The organism is Mesorhizobium sp. GW821-FHT04C10 (genome assembly GCF_059420305.1).
The window spans coordinates 4,575,563-4,593,285 of sequence record NZ_JBWKTL010000001.1 but is presented as its reverse complement, the minus strand read 5'-3'; the positions used below and the strand labels follow the sequence as shown (position 1 = coordinate 4,593,285).

Below are 17,723 nucleotides of genomic sequence, written 5' to 3'. Positions count from 1 at the left end.
CCGTTTCGACGCGACCCGCTTTAGAGCCGTTCATGCCGAAATTCGAAGCCACCCGCCGCGTTACCCACACGCCGCAGCAGATGTTTGCGCTGGTTGCCGATGTCGAGGCCTATCCGCAATTCCTGCCGCTTTGCGAAGCGCTGACGGTGCGCTCGCGCAAGGAGCGTGATGGGCGTACCGTTCTCGTCGCCGACATGAGCATCGGCTACAAGGCCATCCGCGAAACCTTCACGACGCAGGTGCTGCTGAAGCCCGACGAGAACGCCATCGACGTGAAGTACATTGACGGCCCGTTCAAATATCTGAGCAATGTCTGGCGCTTCGAGCCCGATGGGGCCGGCTGTGCCGTCCGCTTCTTCATCGACTATGAGTTCAAGAGCCGCATCCTGGGCGCGGTGATGGGCACCATGTTCGACCGCGCCTTTCGCATGTTCGCCGAGGCTTTCGAAAAGCGCGCCGACGTCATCTATGGGGTTGCGCCGTCGGCCTGATGCTGGCCAAGCGCACGCAGACCCAACTCCAGCGCGTGCCTGACCGTCTCGCTGCGGATGAAAGCACGGCCCTTGTCGGCGAACAGCTGGCGTTCGGCGGTCACCGTTTGGCCAGCCAGGCCGACGCCAAACCAGACCAGGCCGACAGGTTTTTCCGCCGAACCGCCGCCAGGCCCGGCGATCCCGGTGACCGCCAGGGTCAACCCTGCGCGCGAGCGGGAAAGCGCACCGGCCGCCATCTCGATCGCTGTCTCCCGGGAAACCGCGCCATGCGCGTCGAGTGTGGCGGCGGAAACACCGAGCATGTCCATCTTGGCTTCGTTGGAATAGGTGATGAAGCCGCGATCGACCACGGCGGAGGAGCCTGCAATGTCGGTCAGCGCGGCAATGATCATGCCGCCGGTGCAGCTTTCCGCCGTCGCCACCATGATGCCGCGCGCGCGACAGGCCTGGAACAGGGCAATTGCCAGCTCGCCGTTGCTCATTCCGGCACCTCGCCGGGGAAGACCACGCTGGCGGTGGCGATCGCCGCAATACCTTCCTCGCGGCCGACGAAGCCGAGTTTTTCGTTGGTTGTCGCCTTGATCGAGATGCGGTCGGCGGAAATCCCCAGCATCTGCGAAAGGGCCGATGTCATCGCCTCGCGGTGCGGGCCGACACGCGGCGCTTCACAGATCAGCGTGATGTCTGCATTGGCGATGCGTCCGCCGCGCTCGCGCACCACTCTCGCCGCATGTTCGACGAATATCCGCGACGCAGCACCCTTCCACTGCGGATCGGACGGGGGAAAATGCGTGCCGATGTCGCCGGCGCCGCAGGTCGCCAGCAGCGCATCGGTCAAGGCGTGCAGGCCGACATCGGCATCGGAATGGCCCGACAATTTCTTGTCGTGAGGGATGGCGACGCCGCACAGGGTCACGTGATCGCCGGCCTCGAAGGCATGGACATCGTAGCCGTTGCCGGTGCGGATGTCGGGGAAGTGTGTTCGTTCGCTGGAAAGTCGCTGGTGCGCCATGGCGATGTCCCGTGCCCAGGTGAGTTTGACATTGTCCGGCGAGCCCGGAACGAGCTTGACCGGAATATGCGCCCATTCGGCGATGGCCGCGTCGTCGGTGAAGTCGAGCTTGCCCAGCTGATGGGCCTTGTCGTGCGCGGCAAGGATCGGTTCGTAGGGAAAACCTTGCGGGGTTTGCGCCGCGTGCAGCCCGCTGCGGGAAACCGTTTCCGCGACGACGCCGGATGCAGACTCGCGCTTCAGCGTGTCGGCGACGGGCAGGGCAGGCAACGCCCCCTCGTGTTCGCTGATGGCCGCGATCGTGCGGTCGATCAAGTCCGCGTCGACGAAAGGGCGGACCGCATCGTGAATCAGAACCTGGTCCGGCGCGTGGCCCTTCAGCGCCAGCAGCCCGAGCCGGACGGACTCCTGTCTGGTCGGCCCGCCAATGACGGCGATGACACGCTGGGCGTGAGCACCCGCCGCCTGCCGGAACAGTTCGTGGTCGTCGGCGTGGATGGCGACGACAATCTTACCGGTTCGCGGATGGGCAAGAAACATCTCCAGCGTATGCGCAATGACGGCGCGGCCGCCGATGTTCTGGTATTGCTTGGGTCCGTTGGCCTGTCCGGCACGAGCGCCGCGGCCGGCGGCGACGATCACCACCGCAACCCCACCTGTCGCGCTCGAGTTTTCACTTCCGTCAGTCATGGCGATTGGCTTAGCGCACGATCCCCAAAAGTGTAATTGGTTTTCCGAAAAGATCGTGCGTCAAATATGAATTCCAAAGTGTCCACGGCGCGTCCTCGAGGGCGCAGGGCGGTCCGGGTCACGACAACACCCAAGGCCGGCATTTTCCCAATTGCGCCTTAATGTGGCGTCATTCCGCGTTGCACATTGTGGCGGTTCTGGCTAGAGAATGTGCAACGAATGGACGTGCTTGGTTTTTGTGCATGGTTAACCTGACCAAATTGGCCGCGCCTCTCGACGTCGGCGGCGTGGGAATCCGCAATCGCGTGTTCCTCGCGCCGATGTCGGGTATTACCGACGAGCCTTTCCGGCAGCGCGCCCATGCGCATGGCGCCGGCCTTGTCGTGTCCGAAATGGTGGCAAGCGGCGAACTCGCCAAGGGCAGGGCCGGCTTCGACCTGCGCATACGTCATTCCGGCCTGCCCGTCCATATGGTGCAGCTTGCGGGCCGCGAGGCCGCCCATATGGCCGAAGGCGCGCGGATCGCCGCCGGCGAGGGCGCCGACATCATCGATATCAACATGGGTTGCCCGGCCAAGAAGGTTACCGGCGGCTATGCCGGCTCGGCATTGATGCTGGACCTCGACCATGCGCTGTCGTTGATCGAGGCCGTGGTCGGCGCGGTCAAGGTGCCGGTGACGGTCAAGATGCGGCTGGGCTGGGACGAAGGTGCGCTCAATGCGCCCCTCCTGGCGCGCCGTGCCGAGCAAGCGGGCGTCCAGATGGTGACGGTGCATGGGCGCACGCGCTGCCAGTTCTATCAGGGCAAGGCCGACTGGCGTGCCATTGCTCGCGTCAAGGAAGCGGTGTCGATTCCCGTCGTTGCCAACGGCGATGTCTGCTCCCCGGCCGAAGCGGCCACCATTCTCGAGCAATCCGGCGCCGATGCCGTGATGGTCGGCCGCGCGCATTATGGCGCGCCCTGGATCGCCGGTGGCGTCGCGGCCGCGGCGGCAGGTGAAACGGCGGTCGACATACCACAAAATCCCGCGGAATTGGCCGACTATGTCGTCGCCCACTACGAGGACATGCTGGCGCTTTATGGCGTCGAGAGCGGTTTGCGGCAGGCGCGCAAGCATCTGGGCTGGTATCTCGATCGCCATGCCGTTGGCGTTACCGACGACGACCGGAAAGCCATCCTGACCACGTTCGAGCCGGCCCGCGTCATTGCCTTGCTGCGAAATGTGTTCTCGCACGATCCGCAACCCTTGAACCTGCGGAGCGCCGCATGAACGCCACCGCAGGCCAGGTCGCTGAAATGGCGGATGCCGCCCAGATCGTTCTCAACACCATCCGGCGTCCGGTGATCATGATCAGCGAGGAGGGGTTCATCACCTTTGCCAACGCCGATGCCGAGGACTTCTTTCGCTCCAGCGCGACCATGCTGGCGCGCAACACCCTGTCCAAGCTGATCCCCTTCGGCAGTCCGCTGCTGACCCTTGTCGATCAGGTGCGCGAGCGCCGGGCTCCGGTCAACGAGTATCGCGTCGATGTGTCGTCGCCGCGCCTCGGCATCGAGAAGGTCGTCGATCTCTATGTCGCGCCGGTGCCGGAATTCCCGGGCTCCGTCGTGGTCATGTTCCAGGAGCGCTCGATGGCCGACAAGATCGACCGGCAGATGACGCATCGTGGTGCGGCGCGCTCGGTGACCGGCCTGGCGGCGATGCTTGCCCATGAGATCAAGAACCCGCTCTCGGGCATTCGCGGTGCCGCCCAGTTGCTCGAACTGTCGGCCTCCGACGAGGATCGCGCGCTGACCCGGCTGATCACCGACGAGACGGACCGTATCGTGTCGCTGGTCGATCGCATGGAGGTGTTTTCCGACGAGCGGCCGATCGACCGTTACCCCGTCAACATCCATGTCGTGCTCGACCATGTCAAGGCGATTGCAAAGAACGGTTTTGCAAAGAAAATCAGGATATTGGAAGACTATGATCCATCATTGCCTCCGGTATTCGCCAACCGCGACCAACTGATCCAGGTGTTCCTGAACCTGGTCAAGAACGCCGCTGAGGCGATTGGCAGCGACCCGCAGGGGGAGATCGTGCTGTCGACCGCCTTCCGGCCGGGCATCCGCGTTTCGGTTCCGGGCACGCAGGACCGCGTATCGCTGCCGCTGGAGTTTTGCGTACGCGACAATGGCTCCGGCGTCTCGGAGGACATCCTGCCGATCCTGTTCGATCCCTTCATCACCACCAAGCCGAACGGCTCGGGGCTGGGGCTGGCACTCGTCGCCAAGATCGTCGGCGAGCATGGCGGCATCATCGAATGCGACTCGACCCCGCGCGGAACCACCTTCCGCATCCTGATGCCGGCCTGGAAGGAAACGCCATTCGGTGCCGATGAAGACGGCGAAGGAGACCGCAAATGACCGCCCGCGGCAATATTCTCGTCGCCGATGACGATGCGGCGATCCGCACCGTGCTCAATCAGGCCCTCTCTCGCGTCGGCCATGAGGTGCGCGTAACCTCCAATGCCTCGACCTTGTGGCGTTGGGTGGCGGCGGGTGAGGGCGACCTCGTCATTACCGACGTGGTGATGCCGGACGAAAACGCCTTCGACATGCTGCCGCGCATCAAGAAGGCGCGGCCGGAGCTGCCGGTTATCGTCATGAGCGCCCAGAACACGTTCATGACGGCGATTCGCGCATCCGAAACCGGCGCCTATGAATATCTGCCAAAACCGTTCGACCTGACCGAACTCCTCAACATAGTCAACCGGGCGCTGTCGGAGCCGCGACGCCCGAAGATCGATGCGCGGCCGGATGAGCAGCCTGAAACGATGCCGCTGGTCGGCCGCTCGGCGGCCATGCAGGACATCTACCGCATGCTGGCGCGCATGATGCAGACCGACCTGACGGTGATGATCTCGGGTGAATCCGGCACCGGCAAGGAACTGGTGGCGCGTGCGCTGCATGAATATGGCCGCCGTCGCGGCGGCCCGTTCGTTGCCATCAACATGGCGGCGATCCCGCGCGACCTGATCGAATCAGAGCTGTTCGGGCACGAGAAGGGCGCTTTCACCGGCGCCCAGAACCGCTCCACCGGTCGTTTCGAACAAGCCGAGGGCGGCACCCTTTTTCTCGACGAGATCGGCGACATGCCGATGGAGGCGCAGACGCGCCTGCTGCGCGTCCTGCAGCAGGGCGAATACACGACGGTCGGCGGCCGTACACCGATCAAGACCGACGTGCGCATTGTCGCCGCCACCAACAAGGATCTGCGCACCCTGATCAACCAGGGACTGTTCCGCGAGGATCTGTTTTATCGCCTCAACGTCGTGCCGCTCAGGCTGCCGGCATTGCGCGAGCGGTCCGAGGACGTGCCAGACCTCGTGCGCCACTTCTTCAAGCTTGGCGAGATGGAGGGGCTGCAGACCAAGCGCATCTCGTCCGGCGGCATTGAGCTGATGAAGCGTTACCCATGGCCGGGCAATGTACGCGAACTGGAAAACCTCGTTCGCCGGCTGGCCGCCCTCTATTCGCAGGACGAGATTTCCGCCGAGATCATCGAGGCGGAGCTCAAGACCGGGGAACGGCCCGTGGTCCCCGGCGGCGGTAACCTCATCCCCGACGACCTCTCCATCGGCCAGGCTGTCGAGCATTTCCTGCAGCGCTATTTCGCCTCGTTTGCCGGCGAATTGCCGCCGGCCGGGCTCTATCAGCGCATCCTGTCCGAAGTCGAATATCCGCTGGTACTGGCCTCGATGACGGCGACTCGCGGCAACCAGATCAAGGCGGCGGAGCTGCTGGGCCTGAACCGCAACACGCTGCGCAAGAAGATTCGCGAACTCGGCGTCAATGTCTATAAATCGTCGCGGCCAGGCTGAGCGCTGATCCGATCCGGCTCTTTTCAGGGGACTGAGCGGCGAAAGATTTCCGCCATTGTCACACTTGTTGCATAATCGCCACAATGCGTTGCATAGATCGGACGCAATCATTGGCTCCAAGACGGCGACATGGCTCCGCAGGCACCTGTAATCAACCAACCGCTCTTCAGCGAACCCGGCGCGCGCGACGGGCGCCGCTTGCTGGCGCTGCCCGGCGTGGTGGCGGTCGTCGGCGCGCTGGTCATGGCGGCCATCTCCTTCACCATCCTGGTCGGCGCGACGCCGATCGCGCCTGATGCCAGGACGACCTGGGCGCTGATCGCGCTCAACGCCGCTTTCGTGCTCTTCCTCAGTGCCCTGGTTGGACGCGAGGTGCATCGCATCGTGATGGCGCGCCGGCACGGCAAGGCGGCCTCGCGGCTGCATGTGCGCATCGTTGCGATGTTCGCGCTGGTTGCCGCCATTCCCGCGATCATGGTGGCGATCATTGCCTCGATCACGCTCGATATCGGCCTCGACCGCTGGTTCGAGATTCGCACCAAGACGATCGTCAATTCCTCGCTGTCGATCGCCGATGCCTATGTCCAGGAAAACGCCCGCAATCTGCAAGGCACCACGCTGTCGATGGCCTATGACCTCGATGCGTCGCGCACGCTCTACGGCCTTGACCGGACGGGCTTTCTCGACCTCCTCAACAAGGAGGCGGTAGGCCGGTCGCTGGCCCACGCGGCGCTGATCAAGCCCGACGGCTCGTTCGTCATGAGCGCCCAGACCGATGCCGATTTCGCCATGCCGGAGCCGCCGGAAGGCTCAGTCAGCAGCGCCACCGACGGCAGACCGGTGCTGATAGAGCCGCGCACCCGCAACATCATGGGCGCCATCGTCAAGCTGCGTGAGATCGAGGGCCTCTACCTCTACACCATCCGATTGGTCGATCCCGAGGTGATCAAGGCGCGGCAGATCGTCAGGTCCAATACGGACGAGTACCGCAATCTCGAAGACAACAGGCGCACCTCGCAAGTGGCCTTCGCGCTGCCGTATCTGTCGCTGACCCTGATCATCATCCTGTCGGCGATCTGGACCGGCATTGCCGTCGCCGACCGTCTTGTGCGGCCCATTCGCCAGCTCATCGGTGCCGCCGACGAGGTGGCCACAGGCAATCTCGACGTCGCTGTCCCCGTCAGGCCTTCCGATGGCGATGTCGCCTCGCTTGGCGACACTTTCAACAAGATGCTGCTCGAGCTCAAATCGCAACGCAACGAGATCCTGTCGGCAAAGGACCTGATCGACGAGCGGCGGCGCTTTTCCGAAGCCGTGCTTGCCGGTGTCACCGCCGGCGTCATCGGCGTCGATCCCTACGGCATCATCACCATCGTCAACCGTTCGGCCGAATCGATGCTGGCCATCTCCGCCAGTGCTGCGCTCGGGCAGAACCTTTCCGCCATCCTGCCGCATGTCGGCCGCGTCTTCGAGATCGGCCGCCAGTCAGGCAAGCCTGTCTACCGTGAGCAGGTGACGTTCTTCCGCGCCGGCACCGAGCGCACGTTCAACGTGCAGATCACCATCGAGGCCGGTGACGACGGCTCGGAGGAGAAATCCTACGTCGTGACCGTCGACGATATTACCGATCTGGTCCAGGCACAGCGTTCTTCCGCCTGGGCCGACGTGGCGCGCCGCATCGCCCACGAGATCAAGAACCCGCTGACGCCGATTCAGCTTTCGGCCGAGCGCATCAAGCGCCGTTACGGCAAGGTCATCACCGAGGACCGCGAGGTTTTCGACCAATGCACCGACACCATCATCCGGCAGGTCGAGGATATCGGCCGCATGGTCGACGAATTCTCCGCTTTCGCGCGCATGCCTAAGCCGGAGATGAAGGCCATCGATCTGCGCGAATCGCTGCGCGAGGCTTCGTTCCTCGTCGAGGTCAGCCGCGCCGACATCACCTTCGAGCGGATATTCGGCAACGAACCGCTCAAGGGCACGTTCGACAGCCGCCTTCTGGCGCAGGCTTTCGGCAATGTGATCAAGAATGCCGCAGAGGCGATCGATGGACTGGAACAGAAGGATGGTTCGCACGGCATAATCCGGATTCAAGCCGGCCGTCAGAATGGCGCGATTCGAATCGACGTCATCGACAATGGCAAAGGCCTGCCGCGGGAGAATCGCCAACGGCTGCTCGAGCCCTATATGACCACACGAGAGAAGGGCACCGGGCTTGGTCTGGCTATCGTCAAGAAGATCGTGGAGGACCATGGCGGCAGGCTGGAACTTCATGATGCACCTGCGGATTTCCATGGCGGGCGCGGCGCGATGATCAGCATCATTCTGCCGCCCGCGGCTGCCACGCCGCCGCGCGGCGAGGCCAAGACGGAACACGAAAGAGAAACTGAAAAGGTCGGTAATGGCGTCTGATATTCTCATCGTCGATGACGAGGAAGACATCCGCGAGCTCGTCGCAGGCATCCTGAGCGACGAAGGTCACGAAACCCGCACGGCATTCGACGCCGACAGCGCGCTGGCTGCCATAGCTGATCGTGCGCCGAGGTTGATTTTCCTCGACATCTGGCTGCAGGGTTCGCGTCTGGACGGCTTGGCACTGCTGGACGAGATCAAGACCATGCATCCCACCTTGCCGGTGGTGATGATCTCCGGCCACGGAAACATCGAAACGGCGGTCTCCGCCATCCGTCGTGGCGCCTATGATTTCATCGAGAAGCCGTTCAAGGCCGACAGGCTGATCCTCATTGCCGAGCGCGCGCTTGAAACCTCGAAACTGCGGCGCGAGGTGTCCGACCTCAAGCAGCGCAGCGGCGAGACCTTCGACCTGATCGGCATGTCGTCGGCGATGAGCCAGCTGCGTCAGACCATCGAGCGCGTCGCGCCGACCAACAGCCGTGTCATGATTATCGGTCCGTCCGGCTCGGGCAAGGAACTGGCGGCGCGCGCCATTCACACGCTGTCGGCGCGCAAGGGCGCGCCGTTCGTGACGCTGAGCGCCGCCAACATCACGCCGGAGCGCATGGAGATAGAACTGTTCGGCACCGAATCGAACGGTGTCGAGCGCAAGGTCGGCGCGCTGGAAGAGGCTCATCGCGGCATCCTCTATATCGATGAAGTGGCAGACATGCCGCGCGAGACGCAGAACAAGATCCTGCGCGTGCTGGTCGAGCAGCAGTTCGAGCGGGTAGGGGGCACAAAGCGGGTCAAGGTCGATGTCCGCATCATCTCCTCGACCTCGCAAAACCTGGAAGCCATGATCGCCGATGGCCGTTTCCGCGAGGATCTCTATCATCGCCTGGCAGTGGTTCCCGTGATGGTGCCGGGACTGGCCGAGCGGCGCGAGGACATTCCCTATCTCGTCGACAACTTCATGAAGCAGATCGCCCGCCAGGCCGGTATCAAGCCGCGTCGCATCGGCGACGACGCGCTGGCTGTGCTGCAGGCGCACAACTGGCCGGGGAACGTCCGCCAGCTGCGCAACAATGTCGAGCGCCTGATGATCCTGGCGCGGGGCGACGACGTCGATGCGCCGATCACCGCGGACCTGCTGCCGTCCGAGATCGGCGATGTCATGCCGCGCACGCCGAATCAGTCCGACCAGCACATCATGGCGCTGCCGCTGCGCGAGGCGCGTGAACAGTTCGAGAAGGACTATCTGATCGCCCAGATCAACCGCTTCGGCGGCAATATCTCGAAGACGGCCGAGTTCATTGGCATGGAACGCTCGGCCCTGCACCGCAAGCTGAAGTCGCTGGGCGTCTGACAGGCGCGATGTCTGTTCAGCCACGCCTGGGCCAAGCATTTGCCGGTTACGGCCAAGGCGGAATCGCATAAGAAAGCCCGAGAGTTTTCCAGGGGTCGCCAATGCCGCGCATTGCCTATGTCAACGGGCGCTACGTCGCTCACGCGGATGCTTCCGTGCATATCGAGGATCGCGGCTATCAATTCGCCGACGGTGTCTATGAGGTCTGCGAAGTGGCGCGCGGCTTTATCGTCGACATGCCGCGCCACCTTGCGCGGCTGAACCGCTCGCTGACCGAACTGTCGATCGCCTGGCCGGTCGCGCGCAATGTGCTGCCGCTCATCCTGCGCGAAGTGGTCAACCGCAACCATGTCGTCAACGGTCTGGTCTATGTCCAGGTGACGCGCGGTGTCGCAAGCCGCGACTTTGTCTTCCCGTCGGCTGACACCAAGCCATCCCTGGTGGTGACAGCCAAGAAGGCCGATCCCGCCGCCGGTACAAAGCGAGCCGAAACAGGCATCGCGGTCATCACCGTGCCCGAGAACCGCTGGGACCGGGTGGACATCAAGAGCGTCGGACTGCTGCCCAATGTATTGGCCAAGCAGAAAGCCAAGGAAGCGGGCGCCCAGGAGGCATGGTTCGTCGACACCGACGGCGACGTCAAGGAAGGCGGGTCGTCGAACGCCTGGATCGTTACCAAGGACGGCGTCCTGGTCACCAGGCCGGCCGATCATGGCATCCTGCGCGGCATCACCCGCACGACCATGTTTGAGGTGGCGGCAAAGCTCGGCCTGAAGATCGAGGAGCGCGGTTTTTCCGTTGCCGAGGCCAAGGTGGCGCGCGAGGCTTTCATCAGTTCCGCGACCACGATTGCCATGCCGGTCGTATCGATCGACGGCGATCCGGTCGCCAATGGTCACCCCGGCTCAATAACACTTTCGTTGCGGCAAGCCTTTTTTGACGTTGCGGAAAAAAGTCCAGCCTGATAACCGCACAGGTGGAATGAACATCAATATATCTCGTTCTGCTTGTCGTTACTGACGACAAGACGGTGTTTGCGCGCTTGACATGTGCCCGACAATTTGGCGCATTGGCTAGCAAACCGAAGGGGATCGGCGAAAGACAAGAACAATGGCGGAACGATCGCAAAACCTTCAGGACCTGTTCCTGAATTCAGTTCGCAAGAGCAAGAACCCGCTCACCATCTTCCTCATCAACGGCGTGAAGCTGACCGGCGTGGTCACTTCGTTCGACAATTTCTGTGTCCTGCTGCGCCGCGACGGCCACTCCCAGCTCGTCTACAAGCACGCCATTTCCACGATCATGCCGAGCCAGCCGGTTCAGATGTTCGATGGCGAGGAAAGCCAGGGCGCCTGATTGGCACGTGAGAAAGACGCGGACGCTACGGTTCGCGGAAAACCAGCACATCATCCCGGGACGGAAGCCAAGGGGCCGACCCGGGCTGTCGTCATTGTACCTGTGCTTACCCGCCAGCCGCGCGGCGACGACGATACCAACCGTCCTCGCTTGACGCGGTCCGCTGAAGCCCGCCACGACGAGGCGGTCGGCCTTGCCCGGGCCATCAATCTCGACCCCGTCCATACGGCTGTAGTGACCGTCAACGACCCACGCCCGGCGACGTTGCTCGGCAGCGGCAAGGTCGAAGAGTTTGCCGAGATCGTCAAGGAGAAGGACGCGGAGCTGGTCATCGTCGACCATCCTCTGACCCCGGTGCAGCAGCGCAATCTCGAGAAGGAACTGCATGCCAAGGTGTTGGACCGCACCGGATTGATCCTCGAGATCTTTGGCGAGCGCGCCCGTACCAAGGAAGGCACGCTGCAGGTCGAACTTGCCCATCTCAACTACCAGAAGGGCCGCCTTGTCCGCAGCTGGACCCACCTTGAACGTCAGCGCGGCGGTGCCGGCTTCCTCGGCGGCCCCGGCGAAACCCAGATCGAATCCGATCGGCGGCAGTTGCAGGAAAAGATCATCAAGCTGAAGCACGAGCTGGAAACGGTTCGTCGTACCCGCGACCTGCACCGCGCCAAGCGCAAGAAGGTGCCGTTCCCGGTGGTGGCTATCGTCGGCTACACCAATGCCGGCAAGTCGACGCTGTTCAACAGGCTGACCGGAGCGGACGTGCTGGCGCAGGACATGCTGTTCGCCACGCTCGACCCGACGCTGCGCCGCGTGCGCCTGCCGCATGGCACGCCGATCATCCTGTCGGACACGGTCGGTTTCATCTCGGATCTGCCGACGCATCTGATCGCGGCTTTTCGCGCGACGCTGGAAGAGGTGGTCGAGGCCGATCTCGTCATCCATCTGCGCGACATCTCCGATCCCGACACGGCCGCACAGGCAGAGGATGTCGAGCGCATCCTGGCCGACCTCGGCGTAGACGCCAGTGATACCAAGCGTGTGATCGAGGTCTGGAACAAGATCGATCTTTTGGACGAAGGCAACAGGAGCCGGCTGCTCGCCGATGCCGCCGACGGCAGCAAGGGCCCGCCGATCGCCGTGTCGGCGGTGACCGGCGAGGGCATCGACGCGCTGAAAGCGCTCATCGAGACACGCATGGCGGGCGAGCTCGAAGACCTGACGGTGACGATCGAGCCGGCGCAGTTCGGTCTTGTCGACTGGCTTTACCGCAATGGCGATGTCGTTTCGCGCACCGACAATGATGACGGCAGCGCCACCATCTCGCTCAAGGCCACGCAAAGCGCCCGCGAAGAGATCGAGAGCCGATTGCGTCGTAAAAACAACGGGTAGCCCGGAGCAATTCCAGGAAAGCGTGCAGCGCTTTCCGTCCGGAATTGCCGGTTGACAGGCCTACTTCGCGCCCTTCGCTTCCTGCCAGAGCGCTTCCATCTCGGCCAGGGTGGCCTTTTCCAGCGTATTGCCTGACTTTTCCAGGGCCTGCTCGACATAGTGGAAGCGTGAGCGGAATTTTTCATTCGTACCGCTCAGCGCCGCTTCCGAATCGAGCTTGAGATGCCGCCCGAGATTGACGACGGCGAACAGCATGTCGCCGAATTCGTCCTTGATCGCGGCCATCTCGCCCTTGGCCAGCGCCTCGCGCAACTCACCGATCTCTTCCTCGATCTTGTCGAGGATGGGTGCCGCCTCGCTCCAGTCGAAGCCGACACGGGCAGCCTTCTCCTGAAGTTTCAACGCCCGCGTCAAAGCGGGCAGGGCGACCGGAACGCTGTCCAGGAACCCCTTGCCATTGTCCTCCGGGTCGAGGCCGCGCGCGAGGCGGGCTTGTCGCTTCTCCGCCTTCTCCTCGGCCTTGATCTTTTCCCACATGCCCTTGGCCATGCCGGCGCTGCGCGCCTTCTCGTCGCCGAAGACATGCGGATGGCGACGGATCATCTTGGTGGTGATGGCCTGGACCACGTCCGGGAAGGCGAATTCACCCGCTTCCTCAGCCATTTGCGCATGATAGACGACCTGCAGCAGGAGATCGCCGAGTTCGTCGCGCAGGTCATCGAGATCACCACGGGCGATGGCATCCGCCACCTCATAGGCTTCCTCGATCGTGTAGGGGGCGATGGTCGAGAAATCCTGCTCGATGTCCCATGGACAGCCTGTCTTCGGCGCGCGCAGCGCCGCCATGATCTCGATCAGGCGCGAAATGTCTTTCGATGGCGTCATGCGGCGGATGCTACCCTGCGGCCCGACGCGCGGCCAATGTTGTCAGCCGGCGAGGGGGCCTTGTCCACAGGTGAGCCGCTTCAGTCGAGTACGGAGACGATGGCCTTGGCGAGGTCATCCATGCCGTCTTCAGGCAGCCCGGCGACGTTGATGCGGCTGTCGCCGACCATGTAGACGCCATGTTCGGTGCGCAGCCGCTCAACCTGTGCTTCCGTGAGGCCAAGCCGCGAGAACATGCCGCGATGGCTGGCAACGAAGTCGAAGCGATCGGAGTTGGATTGCCGGCGCAGTGCCTCGGCGAACTGGACGCGAAGCCGAAGCATGCGCAGGCGCATCTCTTCCAGCTCGGCTTCCCAGTCGGCACGCAAGGTGGCGTCTTCCAGGACGATGCGCACGGCCGCCGCACCATGGTCCGGCGGCATCGAATACATGGCGCGCGCCGCCGACAGCATCTGGCTCATCGCCACATCGGCCTGCGCGCCATCCCTGGCTAGGACCATCGCCGCACCGACACGGTCGCGGTAGACGGCGAAATTCTTCGAGCAGCTGGAGGCGACGACCATTTCCTGCACTTTCGCCGCCAGCAGGCGCAGGCCGAGGGCGTCGGCCTCGAGGCCGTCGCCAAAGCCCTGATAGGCAATGTCGACGAACGGCAGCAGACCCCGCTCTACGACCAGATCGGTGACGGCCTCCCACTGCGCCGCATTCAGGTTGGCGCCGGTCGGGTTGTGGCAGCAGCCATGCAGCAGCACCACGTCGCCGCTCTGTGCCGTCCGCAACGCCGCCAGCATGTCGTCGAAACGAACCGCACCCGAGGCCGCGTCGAAATAAGGATATTCGCGGATTTGCAGGCCGGCGGCACGCATCACCGGCATATGGTTCGGCCAGGTCGGGTCCGACAGCCAGACGGTTGCGTCCGAACGCGTCCGCTTGAGCAACTCCGCCACAAGGCGCAAGGCACCGGAGCCGCCGGGCGCCTGTGCCGCCCGGATGCGCGTCATGTCCGCGCCCGGGCCGAAGGCGAGCTTGGCCATCACCGCGTTGAAGCCGACATCGCCGGCGAGCCCAAGATAGGTCTTGGTGTCCTGGCTGTTCAGCAGCCGCTTTTCGGCCTCACGCACGGCGCGCATCACCGGCGTCTTGCCGTCGCGATCCTTGTAGACCCCAACGCCGAGGTCGACCTTGTTGGGGCGCGGATCGGCGCGATAAAGGCCGATCAGGGCCAGGATCTTGTCGGCGGGAGCTGGCTGCAGGTCTTCAAACATCACTATGGTTCCGTTGGCGCGGCGGAGTGATACGCAAATAGAAGGCGCTTCGCCAGCGGTTTTAGTTGTGCGAAACAGAAGGCGGCACCCAAGGGTGTGGTCTTTCGATCGAAACGATAGCCGCTATTCTAATCGCTGCGTATGCGCCGCTTCGAAAGCGGCTTAGGGATGACTGCTTCATGCTCGTACGGCTGACGATGATCTGCAACGGCGCCACGGCCGCGACCCGGAAGGGTGCATTCCAGGGTGACGAGCCGTTGGAGCCGCGATCGCTGACGCTGGCGAAGGCGATGCGCGGCACGCTGCGCCGTGCCGATCGGGTATGGACAGCGCCCTCGCTTCGTGCTCGGCAGACCGCCGAGGCCCAGGGGCTGGAGGCATCTGTCGAACCGCTCCTGGCGGACCAGGATTATGGAAGCTGGGCCGGCAGGAGCTTTGAGGAGGTTCAGGCGAAACAGCCGGAGGATATCGCCGCCTGGCTCGCAGACCCCAATGCAGCGCCCGACGGCGGCGAGTCGCTGGCCGACGTTGCCCATCGGGCCTCCAACTTGATGAACCGGCTAATCGCCGAGCGCGGTCACACGATCGCGCTGACCCATGCCAGCGTCATTCGCACCGCAATCCTGCATGTTCTCGGCGCGCCGCTTGCCGCCAGCTGGAAGATCGACATCGAGCCGCTGAGCATCACCGATTTTCGCAGCGACGGCCGCAGATGGGTGTTGCGCGCCTGCGGCGTGACTACGCCCAAACCGGCAAAGCCGCTTCGCCCCTGAGAGCCGGGCGGGCGACGGGCGCAAATGCGATCCTCCGGCGGAGCCCGTCGAAGAAAAATGGCGAGGTCGGGATTAAAATCCCCACATGCTCCGTAAACAGGGCATGAAACGGTCGATGCCACGCTTTGACATCATAGGACAGCTCGGATCGCTAAGGCGCTACGCGCAGTCGCTGACGCGCGACAGCGCGGATGCCGAGGATCTCGTGCATGACGCGCTGGTGCGCGCCTATGAGCGGCGCGGCACTTTCCGCTCCGGCGGAAACCTTCGCGCGTGGCTGCTCTCGATCGTCCACAACGCCTTTGTCGACCGCATGCGCTCGCGCCGCTCGGAAGCGGCGCGCATCGAACAGGCCGGATATCTCGCCGACACCGCCACGCCGGCGCCGCAGGAGCATTCGGTGCGCCTGGCGCAGGTGCGGGAAGCCTTTTTCAACCTGCCGCAAGAGCAGCGTTCGGCGCTGCATCTGGTCGCCATCGAAGGGCTTTCCTATCAGCAGGCGGCCAATGCCACGGGTGTGCCGCTGGGCACGCTGATGTCGCGCATCGGCAGGGCGCGCGCCGCCTTGCGCCAGATGGAAGACGCCGCCCCGGGGCGCGGCAAGAATCATCTCAGGATCGTGGGAGGTGAGCAATGACCGCTCTTGTCGACCCCGTTACGGACACCGACCTCGACGCCTATGTCGATGAGCAACTGGATGTCACCCGCCGCATCGAGGTGGAAGCATTCCTGTCCACGCGTCCGGAGGCTGCCGCCCGCGTGATGTCGGATCTGCGGACCCGCGACGAACTGCGCGTGGCGCTCGCCGGCTCCAAGGGCATGGCGCGGCCGGCGACCGCTGACGCGGCGCGGCGTCTGGAGAGGGGGCTTGCCCGCGGCCGCATCTTCGGCGTGTTGCAGCGTGCCGCCGCCGTTGCCGCCTTCGTTGCCGCCGGCTGGCTGGCGAACGGCATCATCGGCCCGATGTCCGTGACCAAGGTCGTCGCTTCGCCGCAGCCGCCCGCTTATGTCGACGAGGCGGTGCGGGCACACAGGACGACGCTGGTGCGCGAAGCCATGCCCTCGCAGCCGGAAGCGCCCAATTACAATGCCGGAGAGATCCGCGCCGCCACCGCGATCGTCATGCCGTCGCTGCCCAAGGACTGGAAGGTGCGCGACGTGCAGATCTATCCGTCGCGCTTCGGCCCGAGCGTCGAGATGGCTGTCGACACCAAGGATATGGGTCTGGTGTCGCTGTTTGCGATCCGGCCGGGAACCTTCGACGTGGTCAAGCCGACGGTCGCGCCCTCGGGCGATATTTCCTCGGCCTATTTCCAGATCGGCGAAGTTGCCTACGCGGTGGTCGCGAAGAGCGGAGTTCATGACCTGGACCGCGCCGCCGAGACGCTCGCCAGAACACTTTACTGACCGATCCAAAGGAGACTGCAGATGAATACGCCCAATCTGGGATATCGCGTTGGCACCGGCGCCCAAACCGGAGCCGTCTTTGACGAGGGCCTGCGCCAGCACATGCTGCGCGTCTACAACTATATGGGCCTTGGCCTCGTGGTCACCGGCCTTGTCGCCTTCCTGGTGTCGTCGACGCCGGCGCTCTACGTGCCGATCTTCTCCAGCCCGCTGAAGTGGGTGGTGATGCTGGCGCCGCTCGCCTTCGTCATGCTGTTTTCGTTCAAGATGCAGACCATGTCGGCGGCCAGCGCCCAGATGATGTTCTGGGCCTTCTGCGCGGTGATGGGCCTGTCGCTCGCCTCCGTGTTCCTGGTCTTCACCGGAACCAGCATCGCCCGCACCTTCTTCATCGCCGCAACCATGTTCGGCGCCACCAGCCTCTATGGCTACACGACCAAGCGCGACCTGACGCAGTTCTCGTCGTTCCTGATCATGGGCCTGATCGGCGTGGTGATCGCCAGCATCGTCAACATCTTCCTTGGCTCGACCGCGCTGCAGTTTGCCATCTCGGTGATCGGCATCGCCGTCTTCATCGGCCTGACCGCCTGGGACACGCAGACGATCAAGGAACAGTATGCCGAAAATTTCGACGCGGAATCGCGCCAGAAGCTCGCCGTCTTCGGCGCCTTCTCGCTCTACCTGAACTTCATCAACATCTTCCAGCTGCTGCTGAATTTCACCGGCGAACGGGAGTAACGACTGTCCGCTGTGGGCAAGGGTGGGGTTCTCGCCCTTGATGCGGAGAGGTGGCCGGAGGAGAGATCCTCCGGCCAC

At 63.7% G+C, this 17,723-nt stretch carries 17 protein-coding genes; 13 read left to right on the top strand and 4 right to left on the bottom strand.

Annotated elements, in window-relative coordinates:
- The first annotated feature begins 32 nt into the window (after nucleotides 1–32).
- A complete protein-coding gene (locus AC07UC_RS22270; protein WP_140773873.1) occupies nucleotides 33–491 on the top strand; it encodes a type II toxin-antitoxin system RatA family toxin in 459 nt (152 codons plus the stop codon).
- Here the strand turns inward: AC07UC_RS22270 and AC07UC_RS22265 are convergent.
- Both AC07UC_RS22265 and AC07UC_RS22260 read right to left on the bottom strand, forming a co-directional pair.
- Nucleotides 467–976 carry a CinA family protein gene (locus AC07UC_RS22265; RefSeq protein WP_494907438.1) on the bottom strand — a complete coding sequence of 170 codons (510 nt, stop codon included), beginning with the start codon at nucleotides 974–976 and terminating at the stop codon, nucleotides 467–469. The genes AC07UC_RS22270 and AC07UC_RS22265 overlap by 25 nt on opposite strands.
- Nucleotides 973–2,196 carry a bifunctional 2-C-methyl-D-erythritol 4-phosphate cytidylyltransferase/2-C-methyl-D-erythritol 2,4-cyclodiphosphate synthase gene (locus AC07UC_RS22260; protein WP_494907437.1) on the bottom strand — a complete coding sequence of 408 codons (1,224 nt, stop codon included), beginning with the start codon at nucleotides 2,194–2,196 and terminating at the stop codon, nucleotides 973–975. Before AC07UC_RS22260 ends, AC07UC_RS22265 begins: the two co-directional genes overlap by 4 nt.
- 242 nt (nucleotides 2,197–2,438) lie before the next feature.
- Here AC07UC_RS22260 and dusB point away from each other — a divergent pair, with 242 nt between their 5' ends.
- The 8 genes from dusB (at nucleotide 2,439) to hflX (ending at nucleotide 12,577) form a co-directional block, all read left to right on the top strand.
- Entirely contained in the window at nucleotides 2,439–3,467 is a 1,029-nt protein-coding gene (gene dusB / locus AC07UC_RS22255) for a tRNA dihydrouridine synthase DusB (RefSeq protein WP_494907436.1), read from the top strand.
- Complete coding sequence (locus AC07UC_RS22250) at nucleotides 3,464–4,606, top strand: two-component system sensor histidine kinase NtrB (RefSeq protein WP_140773869.1); 1,143 nt, start codon at nucleotides 3,464–3,466, stop codon at nucleotides 4,604–4,606. The genes dusB and AC07UC_RS22250 overlap by 4 nt, the downstream gene beginning before the upstream one ends.
- Nucleotides 4,603–6,063 (top strand): nitrogen regulation protein NR(I), encoded by a 1,461-nt coding sequence (gene ntrC, locus AC07UC_RS22245; protein WP_010909344.1) that lies wholly within the window; start codon nucleotides 4,603–4,605, stop codon nucleotides 6,061–6,063. Before AC07UC_RS22250 ends, ntrC begins: the two co-directional genes overlap by 4 nt.
- A gap of 129 nt (nucleotides 6,064–6,192) precedes the next feature.
- Nucleotides 6,193–8,478 carry a sensor histidine kinase NtrY-like gene (locus tag AC07UC_RS22240; protein WP_494907435.1) on the top strand — a complete coding sequence of 762 codons (2,286 nt, stop codon included), beginning with the start codon at nucleotides 6,193–6,195 and terminating at the stop codon, nucleotides 8,476–8,478.
- Nucleotides 8,468–9,829, top strand: a complete 1,362-nt coding sequence (gene ntrX, locus AC07UC_RS22235) for a nitrogen assimilation response regulator NtrX (RefSeq protein ID WP_010909346.1) — start codon at nucleotides 8,468–8,470, stop codon at nucleotides 9,827–9,829. Before AC07UC_RS22240 ends, ntrX begins: the two co-directional genes overlap by 11 nt.
- 101 nt (nucleotides 9,830–9,930) lie before the next feature.
- Nucleotides 9,931–10,794: a D-amino-acid transaminase gene (locus AC07UC_RS22230; protein ID WP_494907434.1), complete on the top strand. Its 864-nt coding sequence runs from the start codon at nucleotides 9,931–9,933 to the stop codon at nucleotides 10,792–10,794.
- Between the two features lie 145 nt (nucleotides 10,795–10,939).
- Nucleotides 10,940–11,185: an RNA chaperone Hfq gene (hfq, locus tag AC07UC_RS22225; RefSeq protein WP_006202172.1), complete on the top strand. Its 246-nt coding sequence runs from the start codon at nucleotides 10,940–10,942 to the stop codon at nucleotides 11,183–11,185.
- Nucleotides 11,186–12,577: a GTPase HflX gene (gene hflX, locus AC07UC_RS22220; RefSeq protein WP_140773866.1), complete on the top strand. Its 1,392-nt coding sequence runs from the start codon at nucleotides 11,186–11,188 to the stop codon at nucleotides 12,575–12,577.
- 60 nt (nucleotides 12,578–12,637) lie between these two features.
- Here hflX and mazG read toward each other — a convergent pair whose 3' ends face one another.
- Both mazG and AC07UC_RS22210 read right to left on the bottom strand, forming a co-directional pair.
- Nucleotides 12,638–13,462, bottom strand: coding sequence for a nucleoside triphosphate pyrophosphohydrolase (gene mazG / locus AC07UC_RS22215; RefSeq protein ID WP_494907433.1), 825 nt, complete (start codon nucleotides 13,460–13,462; stop codon nucleotides 12,638–12,640).
- A gap of 80 nt (nucleotides 13,463–13,542) precedes the next feature.
- Nucleotides 13,543–14,727, bottom strand: coding sequence for an amino acid aminotransferase (locus tag AC07UC_RS22210; protein ID WP_494907432.1), 1,185 nt, complete (start codon nucleotides 14,725–14,727; stop codon nucleotides 13,543–13,545).
- 179 nt (nucleotides 14,728–14,906) lie between these two features.
- Here AC07UC_RS22210 and AC07UC_RS22205 point away from each other — a divergent pair, with 179 nt between their 5' ends.
- The 4 genes from AC07UC_RS22205 (at nucleotide 14,907) to AC07UC_RS22190 (ending at nucleotide 17,645) form a co-directional block, all read left to right on the top strand.
- Nucleotides 14,907–15,500 carry a histidine phosphatase family protein gene (locus tag AC07UC_RS22205; protein WP_494907431.1) on the top strand — a complete coding sequence of 198 codons (594 nt, stop codon included), beginning with the start codon at nucleotides 14,907–14,909 and terminating at the stop codon, nucleotides 15,498–15,500.
- A gap of 85 nt (nucleotides 15,501–15,585) precedes the next feature.
- Complete coding sequence (locus AC07UC_RS22200) at nucleotides 15,586–16,137, top strand: sigma-70 family RNA polymerase sigma factor (RefSeq protein WP_494907430.1); 552 nt, start codon at nucleotides 15,586–15,588, stop codon at nucleotides 16,135–16,137.
- Nucleotides 16,134–16,907 carry an anti-sigma factor family protein gene (locus AC07UC_RS22195; RefSeq protein ID WP_140773861.1) on the top strand — a complete coding sequence of 258 codons (774 nt, stop codon included), beginning with the start codon at nucleotides 16,134–16,136 and terminating at the stop codon, nucleotides 16,905–16,907. The genes AC07UC_RS22200 and AC07UC_RS22195 overlap by 4 nt, the downstream gene beginning before the upstream one ends.
- A 21-nt stretch (nucleotides 16,908–16,928) precedes the next feature.
- Nucleotides 16,929–17,645 (top strand): Bax inhibitor-1/YccA family protein, encoded by a 717-nt coding sequence (locus AC07UC_RS22190; RefSeq protein ID WP_494907429.1) that lies wholly within the window; start codon nucleotides 16,929–16,931, stop codon nucleotides 17,643–17,645.
- The last annotated feature ends 78 nt before the right edge of the window (nucleotides 17,646–17,723 follow it).